Origin of the sequence: Streptomyces vietnamensis (assembly GCF_000830005.1) — a bacterium.
GTDB lineage: Bacteria > Actinomycetota > Actinomycetes > Streptomycetales > Streptomycetaceae > Streptomyces > Streptomyces vietnamensis.
On record NZ_CP010407.1, the window covers coordinates 1,626,171 to 1,642,933 of the forward strand.

Sequence of the window (16,763 nt, forward strand, 5' to 3'; positions counted from 1 at the left end):
TCAGACCTGGACGCGGTCCTCGACGATCTTGGCGAGCTTGGCGATCGCCTCGTCGACGGGGATGCCGTTCTCCTGCGAGCCGTCGCGGTAGCGGAAGGAGACGGCGCCGGCGGCCATGTCCTCGTCACCCGCGATGATCATGAACGGGACCTTCTGCTTCTGCGCGTTCCGGATCTTCTTCTGCATCCGGTCCGAGGAGGAGTCGACCTCCACCCGCAGGCCCTGCTTCTTCGCCTTGGCGGCGAACTCGTGCAGGTAGTCGACGTGCGCGTCGCCGATCGGGATGCCGGTGGCCTGGACCGGGGCCAGCCACGGCGGCATGGCGCCCGCGTAGTGCTCCAGGAGCACGGCGAAGAAGCGCTCGATCGAGCCGAACAGCGCGCGGTGGATCATGACCGGGCGCTGCTTGGTGCCGTCCGGGGCGGTGTACTCCAGGTCGAAGCGCTCCGGCAGGTTGAAGTCGAGCTGCACGGTCGACATCTGCCAGGTGCGGCCGATGGCGTCCCGCGCCTGCACCGAGATCTTCGGGCCGTAGAACGCGGCGCCGCCCGGGTCGGGGGTCAGCGGCAGGCCCTGCTTCTCGGCGACCTGCTGGAGGACCGCGGTGGCCTCCTCCCACACCTCGTCCGAGCCGACGAACTTCTCCGGGTCCTTGGTGGACAGCTCCAGGTAGAAGTCGTTCAGACCGTAGTCGCGGAGCAGGTTCAGGACGAAGGTGAGGGTCTTGTCCAGCTCCTCCGCCATCTGCTCGCGGGTGCAGTAGATGTGCGCGTCGTCCTGGGTGAAGCCACGGGCCCGGGTCAGGCCGTGGACGACGCCGGACTTCTCGTACCGGTACACGGTGCCGAACTCGAACAGGCGCAGCGGCAGCTCACGGTAGGAGCGCCCGCGCGCGTCGAAGATCAGGTTGTGCATCGGGCAGTTCATGGGCTTGAGGTAGTAGTCCACGCCCTCGTCGAGCTGCATGGGGGGGTACATGCCCTCGGCGTACCAGTCCAGGTGGCCCGACTTCTCGAACAGCTTGCCCTTGGTGGCGTGCGGCGAGTAGACGAACTCGTAGCCCTCCTCCTCGTGGCGCTTGCGCGAGTAGTCCTCCATGACCCGGCGGATGATGCCGCCCTTGGGGTGGAAGACCGCGAGGCCGGAGCCGATCTCGTCCGGGATGGAGAAGAGGTCCAGCTCGTTGCCCAGCTTGCGGTGGTCGCGCTTCTCGGCCTCGGCCAGGAAGTCGAGGTGGGCCTTCAGCTCGTCCTTCGACGGCCAGGCGGTGCCGTAGATGCGCTGGAGCATCGGGTTCTTCTCGCTGCCGCGCCAGTAGGCGGCCGCGTTGCGCATCAGCTTGAACGCCGGGATGTTCCGGGTGGTCGGCAGGTGCGGACCGCGGCAGAGGTCCTTCCAGCACAGCTCGCCGGTCTTGGCGTCGAGGTTGTCGTAGATGGTCAGCTCGCCGCCGCCCACCTCGACGTTCGCGCCGTCGTCGGTCGACGCGGAGCCCTTGATGCCGATGAGCTCCAGCTTGTACGGCTCGTCCGCCAGCTCCTCGCGGGCGGCCTCGTCGGTCACCACGCGGCGGGCGAAGCGCTGGCCGCGCTTCTGGATCTCCTGCATCTTCTTCTCGATGACCTTGAGGTCCTCGGGAGTGAAGGGCTTCTCGACGTCGAAGTCGTAGTAGAAGCCGTCCCGGACCGGCGGGCCGATGCCCAGCTTGGCCTCGGGGAAGAGCTCCTGCACGGCCTGGGCCATGACGTGCGCGGTCGAGTGGCGCAGGATGTCGAGACCGTCCGGGGAGGAGATCTCGACGCCCTCGACGACATCGCCGTCGCGGAGCTCGTACGACAGGTCCTTCAGCTCGCCGCCCACGCGGGCGGCGATGACGGTGCGGTCGTCGGCGAACAGGGCGCCGGCGGTGGTGCCCGCGCTCACCGCCCTCTCCTCTGCCTCCGAGGCGGACTGGACGGTCACACGGACATCAGACACGGGTACTCCATACATAGGGGCGCAGGCAGACACGAGGTGCCGGCGCCGGCGACGCGCGGCAGAGACGAGGTGCCGCGTCGTCACCGATCTTACCGAGCGGTTCGCGCCGCCCGCGAAACGGTTTCGCCCCGCGGAGTGCTCACTCCTCCTCCGGTCCGCACGCCTCCTCGAAGAAGTCGAGGTTCTCGTGCAGGGCCTTGAGCAGCCGGTCCCGTTCCGTCTCGTCGACCTGGACGGGGACGACCCCGGTGGCGTCGGTGAGGCGACGGAAGCCGCCCCGGCTCTCCAGGCGCCCCACGACCCGGATCGGGAGACCGACGAGGTGGGCGTGGCCGGCCGTGCGGTACGCCTCCTCGTCGAGGGCGACCCGGACGTGCGGGACCTCCGCGCCGCCGAGCACCCGGAGCCGTACGATCCCCTCCCCGCGCGGCCCGGAGCGGCGCATGCGGACGACGGCGCCGGTGAGCCGGACCGGGACGGAGGGCTCGTCGGTCAGGTAGCGGGCGCTCGCCTCCCGCAGCGCGGGCAGGTCGCCGGGCGAGAACTCGACCGGTTCGGGCCGGGCCGCGCACCCCTCGGGCGCGCCGGCGGCCGGGGCCCACTCCAGGGCGATACGGGCACCCTCGGTGCCCCGGACCAGGGCGACGAGCGCCTCGGTGAGCTCGCGGCTGACGCCCGCCTCGACGGCGGTGTCGAAGGCCTCCATGCCGCCGGTGGCCCGCTGGTAGTCGACGGCCTCACGGGCCGCGTACAGCGCGTGGTAGAGCCGGACGGCGATCGGGCGGCCCGGTTCGACCGGCAGGAAGGCGGTGAGGCCGCGCCCGCCGGGCGCCGCGCCGACGACGACGGTCTCCAGGGAGGCCTGGGCGGCGCGCCGGTGCCGGGCGCCGTGGTAGCCGGCCCGGGCGCGTACCGCGAGGGCGCCGGCCAGGAGGAGCTGGCGGGCGGCGGACCTGAGCTGCTCCTGCACGGTCCAGGGGACGGTGCCGGCCGGGCCCGGGGGCACGTCGCGCCACCAGCGGATCTCGTCGCTGGGCACGGAGAGGCCGGTGAGGACCTCGCGGGCGGAGGGCGTGGCGCTGTGGGCGAGGGCGGTGAGCGCCTCGCCGAGCAGGTCCTCGCAGTCCGGGAAGGCGCGGCTCTCCGGCACGAGGAGGCTGGTGCCGGTGCCGCTGCCGGGCGGGGTCCAGCGGCTGTAGCGGCCGACGGCACCGCCGCGGCGACGCCAGCCGTGGCGGGCGAGCAGGGCGCCGAGGACCCGCGGGTCGACCCTGCCCGGGTCGGGCGTGCCCTGGGTGTCGGCCCAGGGCCCGACGGGCGGGGCGGGAATGCCGGTCCAGGGTCCGGGGGTCTCGCCGGGCGCCGGATGGGGCCGGTAGGGCGGGGGGACGGAGCCGCGCCCGGCTCCGTCCCCCTCGCCCCTCGCGTCCCCGAATCCGGGGTCGTCGATCGGTCGGTGCATCAAGGTCTCCCTCCCACGCCGACCCGGGTCATGATCTCGCAGAGCGCCCGGTCGTCGAAGATCCGCGCCGTCGGGATGCGCACGGTGGTCCGGCGCCGTCCCGTGACCGGGTGTCCGGCCAGGTTGATCCAGTAGCAGCAGTGCCGCAGGTCGAGCCGGTCGTGGCTCGCTCTCAGCCAGTCCTCCTGTGCCCTCGGGACGAGCATCACGACCAGGATCTTGTGCACGGACACCGGCGTCCGGGCGAGTTTCACCAGGTGGTCGTTGTCGAGGGTGAACGAGAACGCGCTGCCCGGCGGGCGCGGCGGTATCTGGTAGGTGCACTTGAGCTGCACCTTGATGGTCACTTCGTCGTCGACGGTGTGCCCGGGAGCGCTGTGGCTCACGTGCCAGTCGATGCCGTTGTCCGGAAAGGGCTGGGACAGCGAGCAGCCGGCCGCAGCGGCGACGGCGTGCAGGTATCCCACCTGAAGGGTCTCCATGCAGGCGGTGGTGGCGAGTGAGCCGCGCGTCGGTGCCGTCCGCTGGGGCGGCAGCCCTCCCGACTCGGGCTGGGCGAGCGCCATGTCGTCTTCCTTCCCCGTCCCTTGTGTTGTGACCGGTCCGCGTACGACGCAAACAGTCCGGGTATCACCGTTTCGGGGCAGGGGGTTGGCCATCTGCCGCACGTGTGCAGGGAGTTCGGGGATGTCGATGCACTGGTACGAAGGGCCCCTGGCCGCTTTCGACACGGAGACCACGGGAGTTGACGTCGAGGAGGACCGGATCGTCTCGGCCGCCCTCGTCGTCCAGGACACGGAGGGGGCGCGTCCGCGGGTGACGCGCTGGCTGGTCAACCCCGGCATACCGGTGCCGGAGGGGGCCACGGCGGTCCACGGCCTGACGGACGACCACCTCCAGCGGAACGGCCGGTGGCCGGCCCCGGTGATGGAGGAGCTGGCGCGCGCGCTGGCCGAGCAGTCGGCGGCGGGGCGGCCGCTGGTGGTGATGAACGCGCCGTTCGACCTGACGATCCTGGACCGGGAGCTGCGCCGGCACCGGGCCTCGTCGCTGGGGAACTACACGGCGGGCAACCCCCTGACCGTGCTCGACCCGCGGGTCCTGGACAAGCACCTGGACCGCTACCGGAAGGGCCGCAGGACGCTGACGGACCTGTGCGCGCACTACGAGGTGGAGCTGTCGGGCGCGCACGACGCCGCGGCGGACGCGACGGCGGCGATGGATGTCGTACGGGCGGTGGCGCGGCGCTTCTCGTCCCGTCTGGAGCGGCTGACGCCGGCGGAGCTCCACACGCTCCAGGCCGTGTGGCACGCGGCGCAGGCGCGGGGGCTCCAGGCCTGGTTCACCCGGCAGGGGACGCCGGAGACGGTGGACCCGGCGTGGCCGCTGCGGCCGGAGCTGCGCACGGCGGCGTGACCGGCTCCGGAAACGGCTGAGGCCGGTCCGTCTTTCGACGGACCGGCCTCTCCCGGTGGGCGATACTGGGATCGAACCAGTGACCCCTTCGGTGTGAACGAAGTGCTCTCCCGCTGAGCTAATCGCCCGGGAACGGGTTGAACCATACAGGCCTTTCGGCCCCGGGTTCAAACTGGCCCGCCCGTCGCCCGACCACCACCCCTCATCGACGCTCTTCGAGCGACTTCCTTCATCTCGGCCGCGAGTCCCCGCCTCCCCCCGCGCATCATCAGGGCGTGGTTGGCGCGGAAGACGGGCCGTCCGGGCACGGCGAGCAGCCGCAGGAGCCGGGCGTGGACCTCGACCTCCTGCTCGTACAGGGCACGGGTGCCGGGCCCTTCGGGGGTGAGGGTCCAGCGGGCCCATCCCTCCAGGTCCCCGCCGAGGCCGATCTCCAGGACGCCGGAGGCCGGGTCGCGGCGCAGGGCCCGGGCGGTGACGACGAGGTCGTACGGGAGCAGGGAGCGGAAGCGGGCGGTGCCGGTGGTCTCGTCGAGGGGGACGACCTCGCGGACCTGGGGCCACCAGCGCGGGTACTCCTCGGCGCGTTCGAGGACCGCGTAGACGGCCTCGGGCGGGGCGGCGAGCCGCCAGACGCAGCGGAAGCGGTACCGGCACCAGTCCATGCCCCCAGTGTGGACGTACTCAGGCGGGAATCTGAGTACCGGGACGCATTCCCGGCGGCTGTGGCCGGAGCCACACTCCGGGTATGGACAACTCCCTGCCGCCCGCGGACGAGCTGGTGCTCGTCGACCGCGAGCTGGCGCAACTCGACGCGCGCCGGTCCCAGTTGCTGGCCCGCCGCGCCTGGCTGATCCAGGTGCTGTACCCGCCGGTCGCGGCGGCGGCCCCGCTGCACCCTCGTCCGCCGGTCGCGGACTCGACGCCGCGGAGCGCGCAGAACGTGCTCCTGACGCTCGGCGGCACGCTGCTGACGATCGCGGCGGTCGCCTTCACCCTGGTGAGCTGGGGCTCGATGGGGATCGGCGCCCGCACGACGGTGCTGGCCGTGGTGACCGGTGCGGCGCTCGCGGCGCCGGTGGCGCTGCTGCGCAAGGGCCTGCGGTCGACGGCCGAGTCGGTGGCGGCGCTCGGCCTGGTCCTGACGGTCCTCGACGCGTACGCGCTGCACCGGGTGGCGCTGCCGGAGACGGACGGCCCGGGGTACACGGCGGTGGCGTCGGCGGTCCTCGCGGGCGCGTGGACGGCGTACGGCTCGGCACTGTCCCGGCTGCGGATCCCGCTGCCGGTCGCCGTGCTCGCGGCGCAGCTGCCGCTGCCGCTCGGTGTACTCGCGGCCGGCGGCGGGTCGACGGCCTTCGCGTGGGCGGCGCTCCTGACGGCGACGGCGGACGCGGCGCTCGTGCTGTGGACCCGGCCGGCGGCGGTCCGGATCACGGCGGGCACCGCCGGGGCCGCCCTGGGCGGCTGGGCCCTGCTGACGGGCGGCTGGCTGTCCCTGACGTCTCCGTGGAGCGGCGCGGCGCTCCTCCTGGCGGGCGCGGCGGTGACGCTGTACGGGGCGTGGCGCGTCCCGGCCGTCGCGACGGCGGCCTCGGCGATCGCGGGCCTGTCGCTCCTGACGGCTGTCGGCGGCCTCCTGCGCACGGCGCTCCCCGCCGACTGGGCGGTACCGGGGTACGTACTCGTCGCACTGGCCCTGGCGTCGGTGTGGCTCCTGGGCGGCACGCCCGACGCGACGGCACCCCGGGAGGGCGTGTCCGGCCAGGGCGGCGCAGCGGCACCCGGCAGTGACCTGCCGCACGGTACGGGGTCGGGCCCGGCCGGCGGCGGCATACGCCTGCCGCAGGGGATCCGGCTCGGGCTCGCCGGTGCGGGTGCCGGCGTCGCGGCCCTCGGGGTCGCGTGGGCGCTGCCGCCGGCGCCGGCGGGGCTCCTCGGGCCGGTGGCCCGGACGACGGAGGTCTGGTCGGGCGAGCACACCGCCCGCGCCCTGACCTCCTACCCGGCGACGGCGGTCCTGGTCCTGGCGGTGGCCGTCGCCGCTCTGGCGACCCTCCCCCGGCTCTGGGCCCGGTGCGGGGCCCTCGCCCTGGCCTGGGCGCTGCTCACGGCCCTGCCGGTCTCCCTCGACCTGCCGTACGCGGCGACGCTCGTCCTCCAGCTGCTCACGACGGCGGCGGCCCTGTGGATCGCGGTCCGCCCGGGCCCGCTGACCCGCGGCCTGCGCACGCCCACCGCCCCGACCGGACACCCGGAAGCTCCCGGAACGACCACGCCGACGGCCCCGGCGTCCTCCGCACCCTCGACCGACGGCCCGGGTGCGCCCCCGGAGACCGGGTCGGCCATACCGGCGGCCCCGGCCGCCGCTCCCTCCGTCACGCCTGCGGCCGGCGGCCCGACCACGCCGCCGAAGAGCGGCTCGACCGCGCCGGAGCCCCCGGCCGCGCCTCAGGCCTCCGGGCCGACCGCCCCGGGCTCTCCCACCGCCGGCGGCCCGGCGGCCTCCTGGCCCGCGTGGGCGCCCCGGCCCCCGGCGCAGGCCGTCGCCCCGGCGCCCGGGGTCGTGCTCGGGTGGGTCGCGTACGTCGCCGGGCTCGCGTCCGCCGGGAGCGCGGTCGCTCTCGCCCTGGACGTGCGGGGCGCCACCTTCGCCGTGCTCGGCGCGGTCCTCGCGCTCCTGACCGGGGTCGCGGTGCTCGGTGCGGACGCGCGCCGGGTGGTCTCCGCCACCGGCGCGGTGCTCGCGGCGACGGGGCTCGTCCTCGCGGTGGCCGCCGCGAACCGCTTCGAGGACCACTGGACGGCGCTCGCGCTGCTGCTCGTCCCGGCGGCGACCGCCGCCGTCGGCTCCAGGGCGCCGCGCCCGGTGGCCCTGGCGGTCGAGGTCACGGGCGGCGCCGTGGGGCTGCTCGCCCTCGGCCTCGCCGTGGACCGGCCCGCGTTCCTCGCGCTCGCGCTGGCCCTGGGCGGGGTGATCGCGGCGGCGACGGCCGTGCGGCCGGAGCGGCGGCGGTTCGCCTCGTGGACGGCGGCGGTGCTGTTCCTGCTCGCCACGTGGGTGCGGCTCGCGGTCTGGGACGTGACGACCCCGGAGGCGTACACGCTCCCGGTGACGCTGCCCGCGCTGGTCGTCGGGTTCCTGCGGCGGCGCCGGGACCCGGAGGCCTCGTCCTGGACGGCGTACGGCCCCGGTCTCGCGGTGACGCTGCTGCCGAGCCTGTTCGCGGCCTGGACGGACCAGGAGTGGGCGCGCCCGCTGGCCCTGGGGGTCGCGGCGCTCGCGGTGACGCTGCTCGGCGCGCGGTTCCGGCTCCAGGCCCTCCTGGTGCTCGGCGGCGCGGTGCTCGCCCTGGACGGGCTGCACGAGCTGGCGCCGTACGTGGTGCAGGTGGTGGGCGCGCTGCCGCGCTGGCTGCCGCCGGCCCTGGCGGGACTGCTGCTGCTCGCGGTGGGCGCCACGTACGAGCAGCGGCTGCGGGACGCGCGGCGGCTGCGGGAGCGGCTCGCACGGATGCGGTGAGACGCCGAAGGCCCGGAGACGGTGTTCCGTCTCCGGGCCTTCGATCCGGGTGGTGGGCGATACTGGGTTCGAACCAGTGACCCCTTCGGTGTGAACGAAGTGCTCTCCCACTGAGCTAATCGCCCGGGCGCACCGCAAACATTACCCCATGTCAGCGGGGCTCCCGAACCATCGGAAGGTCACTCGTCGATCTTCCACGGCATGACGAAGCCGAACTTCCAGAAGTAGACGGCGAGCAGTGCGGCGACGATCACCAGACCGATGGTGGTGAGGATGATGTTCCGACGGCGGACCTTGGGGTCGAGGGCGCGCTGGGCGGCCTCCGTGACCTTGCGCTTGGTCCAGCGGAGCACGAGCTGGGCCCACACGAACTCGGTCGCCCAGATCGCCATGCCGGCGAAGATGACCAGCCAGCCGGGCCCCGGGAGCGGCAGCAACACCACTCCGCCGCCGACCACGGCGAGTCCCACGATGAAGACGCCGACCTGCCAGCTCAGATGCAGGCCCCGGCGGGACTTGATGAACTCCGGTGCGCGGGATCCCAGTTCGGCTTCCTGGCCGTCTGCGGACTCCCCGGTGCGCTCGTCACTCTCCGCATTCATGCCCCCCAACCTACCGGATGGGGAGCCCCCACCGGAATGGCGGTATTACCGCAGGTCACACGCACCCGTACGAGCGACCTGAACGATCACAAAACCGACAGAGGGGTTTACAACGGCACCGGAGGTGGCATGTCGATTTCGCCGACGTGCGAATCCCCGAGCGCACACTGAGCGAAAGGCCCTGGCGCTTATGAACACCACGGTCAGCTGCGAGCTGCACCTGCGCCTCGTTGTGTCGAGCGAGTCCTCACTGCCTGTACCCGCGGGCCTGCGGTATGACACGGCCGATCCGTATGCCGTGCACGCCACCTTCCACACCGGAGCCGAAGAGACGGTCGAGTGGGTCTTCGCCCGCGACCTTCTCGCCGAGGGGCTGCACCGGCCCACCGGCACGGGCGACGTCCGCGTCTGGCCGTCCCGCAGCCACGGTCAGGGAGTCGTCTGCATCGCGTTGAGCTCCCCCGAGGGAGAAGCCCTGCTCGAGGCCCCGGCGAGGGCCCTGGAGTCGTTCCTGAAGAGGACCGACGCCGCGGTGCCACCGGGCACCGAGCACCGGCACTTCGACCTCGATACGGAGCTCTCCCACATCCTGGCCGACAGCTGAGCCAGGCCGACAGCCGCACGGCGCCGTCCGACTCGGGGAGACGACGCCGCGCGGAGAGCCACATAGGCACGAGATCCGGCGCTCCCACCGCGCAGCCGGCGCGGTGGCGGGCGCCGGTGTCGTTTTCCGGGGCGCGCTAAAGTCAGCGCCAATCCGCGGGGACCCGCCCGCGGCCGGCCAGGGAGCGAATCGTGCTGATCCCCCACGACACCCGGATCGCCCTCGACACCGTCGTCGATCTGATGAACACCGCGCCCCAGGGCGAACGCGCCGACGAGCTCGCGGACGTCCATGAGCTCCACGCCTTCCTCTCCGCGCACAAGGTCAGCGGCGTGGGCGAGCTCGGTCCCGAGGACCTGCGCGCCGTGCGCGAGGTGCGCGAGAAGTTCGCGGCGGTCTTCTCCGCCCCCGAGGCCCGGATCGCGGCCCCCCTGATCAACCAGCTGGTGGCGGGTGCGGGCACCACCCCACAGCTCACGGACCACGACGGCTACGACTGGCACGTGCACTACTTCGCGCCGGGCGCCTCGGTGGCCGACCATCTCGCGGCCGACTGCGGCATGGCCCTGGCGTTCATCGTCGTGGCGGGCGAACAGGAGCGGCTGCGGCGCTGCGAGGCGCCGGACTGCGGCCGGGCCTTCGTGGACCTCTCGCGCAACCGCTCGCGCCGCTACTGCGACAGCCGCACCTGCGGCAACCGTCTGCACGTGGCCGCGTACCGGGCGCGCCGCAAGGAAGCCGCGGGCTGACCGCCCCGGGCCGGGACCTCACAGCACGAAGAGATCGTGCACGGCCGCCATGAGCAGCAGACAGCCGATCACCCCGAGGAAGATCATCAGAGGTGGCTGGGAGAGCGCGAACAGACAGCCGCGCGACTCTTCGGCGGGGGTGACGGGGGCGTCGGTGGCGGCGGGGACGGGCTCCCGCGAGGTATCCAGCATCTCGGGGGGATGATCGCGCACCCCGCACCCCGCGAATCCCGCAACACGCCCCACCGCGGGGGCCGTTCACCCCTTCCCGTGGATCACGGAACGGGACGGACACCGGAATCGCCAGAAGTGATCAGATTCCGTGCTTCTTCAGAATCGCCTCGATGTCGCTGAAGTCCTCACCGACGGACTGCCCGGCCTTCGGCTTCGCCGTCACGGCACGCGAGGGCGCCGACGCGGCCGGGGCCACGGCTCTCGGCTCGGCCTCCCCGGCGGGCACCTCACGGCCGGCCCGGCGCCGCTCCACGGCCCGGGTGGACAGGAAGAGCAGCCAGGCGAAACCGAGCACACCGAAACCGGCCCAGGCCACCGGGCTGAAGGCCGTGTCGGCGAGCCAGGCGACCGCACCCGTCATCACCAGGCCGAGCGGCACCAGGGCGTAGGCCGCGATCCGGGCGGCGGACAGGAACTTCTTCCGGTACGCCGAAATCGCGGCGATGCCCAGGCCCGCCGCGGACACCGCGGAACAGATGGTCTCGGCGAGCATGCGATCCTCCAGGTGCCGGGCGATACGTCCCTTCCATCCTGCACCGCCGGAGCCGCCCGGGGCCATGCCCCGAGGCCCGTCTCAGGGAGATCTCCGGGTCGCCCCGGCCGGGATCTCCTCCCCAGGGAGGCCTCGCCGGTCCCAGTGGGAGACTGCTGCCATGAACGACTCCACCACCGCGCCCGCCTCCCCCGTCGTCCTGGAGGCGTGGTTCGACCTCCAGTGCCCCGACTGCTTCCAGGCCCTCGACGACGTCCGCGCGCTCCGCGAGAAGTACGGCGACCGGCTCGACGTACAGCTGCGCCACTTCCCGCTGGCCAAGCACAAGCACGCGTACGCCGCCGCCCAGGCCGCCGAGGAGGCCTTCGAGCAGGGCAAGGGCTGGCCGTACGCGGAGGCGCTGCTCGCCAGGACCGCCGAGCTCGGCGACCGGGGCGAGCCGGTCCTCCTGGAGGTGGCTGCCGAACTCGGCCTGGACGCCGAGGAGTTCGACACCGCCCTGATCGACGGCCGGCACCTGCTGACCGTGGACGCCGACGAGGCCGAGGGCAAGGCGATCAAGGTCACCGGCACCCCGACCTACGTCATCGGCGGCGAGCGCCTGGACGGCGGCCAGAGCCAGGAGGGCCTGCGGGAGCGGATCGAGGAGATCACCGACCGGCTCCTGGCGGACCGGTAGCCGTCAGACCAGCGGCTTCGCGCTGTTGACGAGCGTCGTGCGGTAGCCGAGCGACTCGTAGAGCCGGATCGCCGGGGTGTTGCCCGCGAACACGTGCAGTTCGAGCAGGTGCTCCCCGGCCTCCAGGGCGATGTGCTCGGCGAGCAGCATGAGGGCCCTGCCGTACCCCTTGCCGCGCTCCCCCTCGACGACCTCGACCTCGAAGACGAAGCCGGTCCCCTTCCCGGGCTCGCGCTCGAGACGGCCCACCCACAGGTAGCCGACGACCTGCCCGTCGCGCACGCCGGCGGACACGGTGACGCCCGGGGTCGCGAGGCCCTGCGGGAGGAAGCGGCGGCGGCCGTCCTCGGCCTTGGCGAGCGCCTGCTCCTCCGGGACGCCCCGGTCGATCCAGCTCTGCGCGAAGGCGGCCCGGGACTTCGCCGACCACTCCTCGAACTCCGCCTCGGTCACCGGCCGGTGCGCGAAGCCCTCCGGCAGCCGCGGCGGCTCGGCCGGCAGTTCCTTGACCATGTTCCGGCTGCGCTCGGTGTACCCGAGCGAGCGGGCCATCCGCACCGCGGCCTCCGCCTCCGCGGGCACCGAGATCTGCACCTCGCCGCAGCCCCAGCCGCGGAGGACCTCCTCCGCGGCGAGCGCCGCCACCGTGCCCCGGCCCCGGCGCCGGTCGGGCTCGTCGACCAGGAGGCGTTCGATCAGGCCGGAGGCGGCGCCGAAGGCCTGATCGGTGGCGAGGTGGACGGATCCGACCCGGCGGCTGTTCACACAGATGTCGAAGGTGCGGGAACGGCCGCCGTCGGCGGACTGCTGAAGCGGCTCGGACGGCCGCAGGGTGGTGGTCATCAGAGGTGTTCTACCCACCCCGCCGCCGCCCGTCATCCGGATTTACGCGAGCTCCGGATCCCGGTCCGCGGCCGCCCGCTCGTCGAAGACCCGCATCGCCTTGGCCGTGACGGGCCCGGGCGCGCCCGCGAGCTCACGGCCGTCGACCCGGTGCACGGCCTGGACGTCGCGAAGGGTCGAGGTCAGGAAGATCTCGTCGGCGCTCTCGAGCACCTCGAGCGGCAGGTCGGTCTCCTCCGCGCCGGTCCACTCCACGGCGAGCGCGCGCGTGATGCCCGCGAGGCAGCCGGAGGAGACGGGCGGGGTGAGGATCCGGCCGTCGACCACGACGAAGACGTTGGAGCCGGTGCCCTCGCAGAGCTGCCCCACGGTGTTGGCGAAGAGCGCCTCGGAGGCCCCCTGCTCGCGCGCCCTGGCGAGGGCGACGACGTTCTCGGCGTACGAGGTGGTCTTGAGGCCGGTGAGGGCGCCGCGCTCGTTCCGCGTCCAGGGGACGGTGATCACGGCGGTGGAGTCGGGGCGGCGACCGGTCTCGCCGAGGGCGACGACCAGGCTCGTCCCGGCGTCGCCGCGCTCGGAGCCGAGCGGGGAGAGACCACCGGTGTACGTGATGCGGAGCCGGCCGAGCTCCATCGGGTTGGCCTCCAGGACGGCGGCGCAGGCACGGCGGACCTCGTCGAGGTCCGGGTCGGGCAGTCCGAGACCGCGGGCGGAGCGGGTGAGGCGCTCCAGGTGGAGGGTGAGAGCAAACGTTTCGCCGCGCTCCGCCTTGACCGTCTCGAAGATGCCGTCGCCGACGGTCAGTCCGTGGTCCAGTACGGAGACCCGGGCGGTCTCCGCGTCGTGCAGCCCGCCGTTGACCCAGAGTTTCATCGAGAAGTGGCCCTTCCGCTCGCCTCACGGGCGCCCGACTCGTAGGCGCCGGATGACTCATAGGCGCCCGACGCTATCGCGACGAGCCGGTCCGCCTTCAGCTCGGTCTCCTCCCACTCGCGCTCCGGGTCGGAGCCCCAGGTGATCCCGGCACCCGTGCCGAAGCGGAGCACGCCCTCGGGGCGGTCGATCCAGAAGGTGCGTATGCCGACGGCCAGCTCGCCGGTGCCCGCGTCGGCGTCGACCCAGCCGATGCCTCCGCAGTACGGGCCGCGGGGCGCGGTCTCCAGGGCCTCGATGATCCGCAGCGCGCTGGACTTGGGCGCGCCGGTGACGGAGCCGGGCGGGAAGGTGGCGGCGAGCAGCTCGGGCCAGCCGGCGTCCTCGCGGAGGAGACCGGTGACCGTGGAGACGAGGTGGACGAGGCCGGGGTGCTCCTCGACGGCGCAGAGCTCGGGGACGGCGACGGTGCCGGTCTCGCTGACGCGGCCCAGGTCGTTGCGGACCAGGTCGACGATCATCACGTTCTCCGCGTGGTCCTTGGGGAGGAGGTCGGCGGCGGTGCGGCCGGTCCCCTTGATGGGGCCGGAGGAGATCAGGGCCCCTTCCCTGCGCAGATAGAGCTCGGGGGACGCGGTGGCGATCTCCACGCCGTGGGCGGGCAGACGGATCGTTCCGGCATAGGGGGCGGGGTTGCCGCGGGCCAGGAGCGCGGTGAGGGCGTCGACGTCGGCGGCGGCCGGGTCCGGCAGCGGCGCGGTCAGCACCCGGCAGAGGTTCGCCTGGTAGACCTCGCCGCGCGCGATGTGCTCGCGCACGCGCCGTACGCCCGCGGTGTACGCGGCGCGGTCGAGCGAGGACGTCCAGTCACCGGCGGCGGGACCGCGCCAGGCGCCCGGGACGGGCGCGGGGACCGGGTCGGGCCGGACGTCCCCGAAGCGCGCGCAGGTGAGGCGCCCTTCGAAGTCCGCGCAGACGGCCCAGAAGCCTGCGGAGTCCAGTGCCTCGGGGTCGTGGGTGACGTCCCGGAGGTCGGTCGCGACGAGGCCGCCGAAGCGGGCCAGAGGAGCAAGGTCGTGCACGCATCGAGTCTAGGTCCGGCGGGGCGGGGGCACGGGTCGTACGCGGAGGAGGGCGTCAGGGACGCGCGGGGTGGGGTGTGAGGGGCGCGTGAGGTGGAGGCTCCCCGCCACCTCGGGGACACGGCGAGTGAACGCCGCGCGAACCCTCCGGGAGGCCCGGCCGGGCGCCGTGAAGGCCGTGCAGGTCAGCACGCTGCGGAAACGCGTTTTTGTACTGGCCCAGGAATCCGCTAGAGTTCAACACGTCGCCGGGACGCGCAAGCGAAACGGAAACGACAAGCGGACGTGGCTCAGTTGGTAGAGCATCACCTTGCCAAGGTGAGGGTCGCGAGTTCGAATCTCGTCGTCCGCTCGATGTGGGGGATCTTCCCGAACCCCCGTTATCACTCCTGGTGGAGTGGCCGAGAGGCGAGGCAACGGCCTGCAAAGCCGTCTACACGGGTTCAAATCCCGTCTCCACCTCCAAGGACGATTAGCTCAGCGGGAGAGCGCTTCCCTGACACGGAAGAGGTCACTGGTTCAATCCCAGTATCGTCCACTGGATCTTCGGATCCCGGATCTCCGGATCCCCCGCGCGATTAGCTCAGCGGGAGAGCGCTTCCCTGACACGGAAGAGGTCACTGGTTCAATCCCAGTATCGCGCACCACACTTCACGCACCCCTCGGGTGCGCCCGCGCGATTAGCTCAGCGGGAGAGCGCTTCCCTGACACGGAAGAGGTCACTGGTTCAATCCCAGTATCGCGCACGCAGTACAGGCACCCCTCGGGTGTACCCGCGCGATTAGCTCAGCGGGAGAGCGCTTCCCTGACACGGAAGAGGTCACTGGTTCAATCCCAGTATCGCGCACCACCAGGAAGCCCCCGGTCGCAGCTCGCGGCCGGGGGCTTCTTCGTACCCCCGTCAGGAGGAGAAGAGCAGCCGTCCGAAGCCGCCCTTGTGGTGGTGACCGCCGTGGTGACCACCGTGGTGGCCGCCGTGGTGCGGGGCACCCCAGGCGGGCGCGGCAGGCTGCGCCGGGTAGGCCGGCGGGGCGGGCGGCGCCTGCTGGACCCACTGGGACTCCAGGCGGGTCAGGGCCTCCAGCTCTCCGTAGTCCAGGAATATGCCCCGGCAACCGCTGCACTGCTCGATCTGGACACCGTTGCGGTTGTACGTGTGCATGGCCGCATGGCACTTGGGACACTGCATGCTCGGCTCAACTCCCTGACATCGCCGTTCGAATGATGCTTCACCTTACGTGGACGCCGGAAGTGCCTACCCGGTTCGATGTCCGGCGATGCGGGCACAGGTGTCGATCATCACTTCCTCCACCTCGTCGAGCGGCCGGCGCTCGGCCGTGGACTTGGCGAGGGCCAGGGCGGCGGTCTGGACCGTCAGGGCCCGCGCGGGCACGTCGAGCCGGTCCCACGGGTCGGGGCCCACGGCGGGGCCGCCCGCCTCCTGGTACGCGCCGAGGAAGCGGGACCAGACCTCGGGCGGCAGGAGGCCGGCGGCGAACCAGGCGGCGGGCCGGGCCAGATCCCAGGCGGGGTCGCCCAGGCCCAGGTCGTCTATGTCGATGAGCCGCCAGGGCGCGTCGGCCCCCGAGCGGGTGTCGCGGACCAGCTGGCCCAGGTGGAAGTCGCCGTGGCAGAGGAGCCGGTACGCCGCGGGGGCTTCCGGGACCGTCCGCCAGGCCTCCAGGACGGTGGCCGTCGCCGGGTGGTCCGGAGCCGCGCGGCGCATCCGGTCCACCGCGAGGGCCGCCTTCGCCGGGGCCCGCATGTCCGGGAGGCGGTCGGCCCAGCCGGGCGGGGGCGGGGTCCCGTGCAGCAGCGCGAGGAGCCGCGCCGCCTCCTCCCACGGTGCGGCGTCGGGGTCATCCGGGGCGACGGGCGGACCGTACGGCCAGACGGTGACCGGGCGGCCGTCGAGCGCGTCGGAGCCGGACCGCGGCAGCGGGAGGGGCGGCAGGAAGACGCCGCCGACGTCCTGGTGCCCGGCCAGCGCGAGCCGTACGCGATGGGCCTCCGGGTCCGTGCCGGGCGCGTGCGCCTTGGCGACCAGCTCCCCGTGCCGTACGACGGTGCCGTCGTCCCGGTCGGCCAGCACCCCGACCAGGCCGCTCGCGCAGCGGCAGGGACCGTCTGCCGGGTGAGCCGCCGCACGGGCGAGGGCGGCCAGGCCGTGCAGCGGGGGCGGGGCGGGTATCCGAGGTGCTGAGTCCACTCCCGGAGCGTACGGGG

Annotated in this window: 17 protein-coding genes and 8 tRNA genes; 11 read left to right on the top strand and 14 right to left on the bottom strand. The window is 73.3% G+C overall.

Going from position 1 to position 16,763, the window contains the following annotated elements; translation table 11 throughout:
- The 3 genes from thrS to SVTN_RS07035 all read right to left on the bottom strand — a co-directional run bounded on the left by thrS (position 1) and on the right by SVTN_RS07035 (position 4,005).
- Complete coding sequence (gene thrS / locus SVTN_RS07025) at positions 1-1,977, bottom strand: threonine--tRNA ligase (RefSeq protein ID WP_041128280.1); 1,977 nt, start codon at positions 1,975-1,977, stop codon at positions 1-3.
- 139 nt (positions 1,978-2,116) lie between these two features.
- Positions 2,117-3,439, bottom strand: coding sequence for a hypothetical protein (locus SVTN_RS07030; RefSeq protein ID WP_041128281.1), 1,323 nt, complete (start codon positions 3,437-3,439; stop codon positions 2,117-2,119).
- Positions 3,439-4,005, bottom strand: a complete 567-nt coding sequence (locus SVTN_RS07035) for a DUF4365 domain-containing protein (RefSeq protein WP_041128282.1) — start codon at positions 4,003-4,005, stop codon at positions 3,439-3,441. The genes SVTN_RS07030 and SVTN_RS07035 overlap by 1 nt, the downstream gene beginning before the upstream one ends.
- Before the next feature lie 121 nt (positions 4,006-4,126).
- Between SVTN_RS07035 and SVTN_RS07040 the strand changes: the two genes are divergently transcribed.
- Positions 4,127-4,855 (top strand): 3'-5' exonuclease, encoded by a 729-nt coding sequence (locus SVTN_RS07040; RefSeq protein ID WP_174518239.1) that lies wholly within the window; start codon positions 4,127-4,129, stop codon positions 4,853-4,855.
- 56 nt (positions 4,856-4,911) lie between these two features.
- Here SVTN_RS07040 and SVTN_RS07045 read toward each other — a convergent pair.
- Both SVTN_RS07045 and SVTN_RS07050 read right to left on the bottom strand, forming a co-directional pair.
- A tRNA-Val gene (locus SVTN_RS07045) sits at positions 4,912-4,983 on the bottom strand.
- Between the two features lie 39 nt (positions 4,984-5,022).
- The gene (locus SVTN_RS07050) at positions 5,023-5,520 is read right to left on the bottom strand and encodes an SRPBCC family protein (RefSeq protein ID WP_041128283.1); all 498 of its coding nucleotides are present in this window, start codon (positions 5,518-5,520) and stop codon (positions 5,023-5,025) included.
- An 83-nt stretch (positions 5,521-5,603) separates the two neighbouring features.
- On the opposite strand from SVTN_RS07050, the gene SVTN_RS07055 reads away from it, so the two are divergent.
- Positions 5,604-8,378: an SCO7613 C-terminal domain-containing membrane protein gene (locus SVTN_RS07055; protein WP_041128284.1), complete on the top strand. Its 2,775-nt coding sequence runs from the start codon at positions 5,604-5,606 to the stop codon at positions 8,376-8,378.
- Between the two features lie 50 nt (positions 8,379-8,428).
- On the opposite strand, the gene SVTN_RS07060 is transcribed toward SVTN_RS07055, so the two are convergent.
- Positions 8,429-8,503 (bottom strand) — tRNA-Val (locus SVTN_RS07060).
- A gap of 54 nt (positions 8,504-8,557) precedes the next feature.
- Positions 8,558-8,980 (bottom strand): TIGR02611 family protein, encoded by a 423-nt coding sequence (locus SVTN_RS07065; RefSeq protein ID WP_041128285.1) that lies wholly within the window; start codon positions 8,978-8,980, stop codon positions 8,558-8,560.
- Between the two features lie 190 nt (positions 8,981-9,170).
- Between SVTN_RS07065 and SVTN_RS07070 the strand changes: the two genes are divergently transcribed.
- Both SVTN_RS07070 and SVTN_RS07075 read left to right on the top strand, forming a co-directional pair.
- Complete coding sequence (locus SVTN_RS07070) at positions 9,171-9,584, top strand: SsgA family sporulation/cell division regulator (protein WP_015032345.1); 414 nt, start codon at positions 9,171-9,173, stop codon at positions 9,582-9,584.
- A gap of 191 nt (positions 9,585-9,775) precedes the next feature.
- Positions 9,776-10,333 (top strand): CGNR zinc finger domain-containing protein, encoded by a 558-nt coding sequence (locus tag SVTN_RS07075; protein WP_041128286.1) that lies wholly within the window; start codon positions 9,776-9,778, stop codon positions 10,331-10,333.
- An 18-nt stretch (positions 10,334-10,351) separates the two neighbouring features.
- Here the strand turns inward: SVTN_RS07075 and SVTN_RS44730 are convergent, their stop codons facing one another.
- Both SVTN_RS44730 and SVTN_RS07080 read right to left on the bottom strand, forming a co-directional pair.
- On the bottom strand, positions 10,352-10,525 hold the full coding sequence (locus tag SVTN_RS44730; protein WP_167352196.1) for a hypothetical protein: 174 nt from the start codon (positions 10,523-10,525) through the stop codon (positions 10,352-10,354).
- Between the two features lie 121 nt (positions 10,526-10,646).
- Positions 10,647-11,060: a hypothetical protein gene (locus SVTN_RS07080; protein WP_041128287.1), complete on the bottom strand. Its 414-nt coding sequence runs from the start codon at positions 11,058-11,060 to the stop codon at positions 10,647-10,649.
- A gap of 160 nt (positions 11,061-11,220) precedes the next feature.
- Between SVTN_RS07080 and SVTN_RS07085 the strand changes: the two genes are divergently transcribed.
- Positions 11,221-11,739, top strand: a complete 519-nt coding sequence (locus SVTN_RS07085) for a DsbA family protein (protein ID WP_041128288.1) — start codon at positions 11,221-11,223, stop codon at positions 11,737-11,739.
- Between the two features lie 3 nt (positions 11,740-11,742).
- Here SVTN_RS07085 and SVTN_RS07090 read toward each other — a convergent pair whose 3' ends face one another.
- From SVTN_RS07090 to SVTN_RS07100, 3 genes are read right to left on the bottom strand one after another with little or no spacing between them, the layout of a single operon-like run.
- Positions 11,743-12,582: a GNAT family N-acetyltransferase gene (locus tag SVTN_RS07090; RefSeq protein ID WP_041128289.1), complete on the bottom strand. Its 840-nt coding sequence runs from the start codon at positions 12,580-12,582 to the stop codon at positions 11,743-11,745.
- A gap of 42 nt (positions 12,583-12,624) precedes the next feature.
- Entirely contained in the window at positions 12,625-13,455 is an 831-nt protein-coding gene (locus SVTN_RS07095) for an aminotransferase class IV (protein ID WP_041128290.1), read from the bottom strand.
- The gene (locus SVTN_RS07100) at positions 13,452-14,537 is read right to left on the bottom strand and encodes a chorismate-binding protein (RefSeq protein ID WP_041128291.1); all 1,086 of its coding nucleotides are present in this window, start codon (positions 14,535-14,537) and stop codon (positions 13,452-13,454) included. Before SVTN_RS07100 ends, SVTN_RS07095 begins: the two co-directional genes overlap by 4 nt.
- A gap of 279 nt (positions 14,538-14,816) precedes the next feature.
- Here SVTN_RS07100 and SVTN_RS07105 point away from each other — a divergent pair.
- The 6 genes from SVTN_RS07105 to SVTN_RS07130 all read left to right on the top strand — a co-directional run bounded on the left by SVTN_RS07105 (position 14,817) and on the right by SVTN_RS07130 (position 15,387).
- A tRNA-Gly gene (locus SVTN_RS07105) sits at positions 14,817-14,889 on the top strand.
- A gap of 39 nt (positions 14,890-14,928) precedes the next feature.
- Positions 14,929-15,002 (top strand) — tRNA-Cys (locus SVTN_RS07110).
- Position 15,003: 1 nt separating this feature from the next.
- Positions 15,004-15,075 (top strand) — tRNA-Val (locus tag SVTN_RS07115).
- Between the two features lie 34 nt (positions 15,076-15,109).
- A tRNA-Val gene (locus SVTN_RS07120) sits at positions 15,110-15,184 on the top strand.
- A gap of 27 nt (positions 15,185-15,211) precedes the next feature.
- A tRNA-Val gene (locus tag SVTN_RS07125) sits at positions 15,212-15,283 on the top strand.
- Positions 15,284-15,312: 29 nt separating this feature from the next.
- Positions 15,313-15,387 (top strand) — tRNA-Val (locus SVTN_RS07130).
- A gap of 51 nt (positions 15,388-15,438) precedes the next feature.
- On the opposite strand, the gene SVTN_RS07135 is transcribed toward SVTN_RS07130, so the two are convergent.
- Positions 15,439-15,726, bottom strand: a complete 288-nt coding sequence (locus SVTN_RS07135) for a TFIIB-type zinc ribbon-containing protein (protein WP_041128292.1) — start codon at positions 15,724-15,726, stop codon at positions 15,439-15,441.
- Positions 15,727-15,792: 66 nt separating this feature from the next.
- Entirely contained in the window at positions 15,793-16,746 is a 954-nt protein-coding gene (locus tag SVTN_RS07140) for a phosphotransferase family protein (RefSeq protein ID WP_174518240.1), read from the bottom strand.
- Between the last annotated feature and the right edge of the window lie 17 nt (positions 16,747-16,763).

Coding starts and splice junctions, on each gene's coding strand:
- SVTN_RS44730 (WP_167352196.1), bottom strand. CDS start 10,525: ATGCTGGATACCTCGCGGGAGCCCGTCCCCGCCGCCACCGACGCCCCC.
- SVTN_RS07080 (WP_041128287.1), bottom strand. CDS start 11,060: ATGCTCGCCGAGACCATCTGTTCCGCGGTGTCCGCGGCGGGCCTGGGC.
- SVTN_RS07090 (WP_041128289.1), bottom strand. CDS start 12,582: ATGACCACCACCCTGCGGCCGTCCGAGCCGCTTCAGCAGTCCGCCGAC.
- SVTN_RS07135 (WP_041128292.1), bottom strand. CDS start 15,726: ATGCAGTGTCCCAAGTGCCATGCGGCCATGCACACGTACAACCGCAAC.
- SVTN_RS07055 (WP_041128284.1), top strand. CDS start 5,604: ATGGACAACTCCCTGCCGCCCGCGGACGAGCTGGTGCTCGTCGACCGC.
- SVTN_RS07085 (WP_041128288.1), top strand. CDS start 11,221: ATGAACGACTCCACCACCGCGCCCGCCTCCCCCGTCGTCCTGGAGGCG.
- SVTN_RS07035 (WP_041128282.1), bottom strand. CDS start 4,005: ATGGCGCTCGCCCAGCCCGAGTCGGGAGGGCTGCCGCCCCAGCGGACG.
- SVTN_RS07065 (WP_041128285.1), bottom strand. CDS start 8,980: ATGAATGCGGAGAGTGACGAGCGCACCGGGGAGTCCGCAGACGGCCAG.
- SVTN_RS07095 (WP_041128290.1), bottom strand. CDS start 13,455: ATGAAACTCTGGGTCAACGGCGGGCTGCACGACGCGGAGACCGCCCGG.
- SVTN_RS07040 (WP_174518239.1), top strand. CDS start 4,127: ATGTCGATGCACTGGTACGAAGGGCCCCTGGCCGCTTTCGACACGGAG.
- SVTN_RS07050 (WP_041128283.1), bottom strand. CDS start 5,520: ATGGACTGGTGCCGGTACCGCTTCCGCTGCGTCTGGCGGCTCGCCGCC.
- SVTN_RS07030 (WP_041128281.1), bottom strand. CDS start 3,439: ATGCACCGACCGATCGACGACCCCGGATTCGGGGACGCGAGGGGCGAG.
- SVTN_RS07070 (WP_015032345.1), top strand. CDS start 9,171: ATGAACACCACGGTCAGCTGCGAGCTGCACCTGCGCCTCGTTGTGTCG.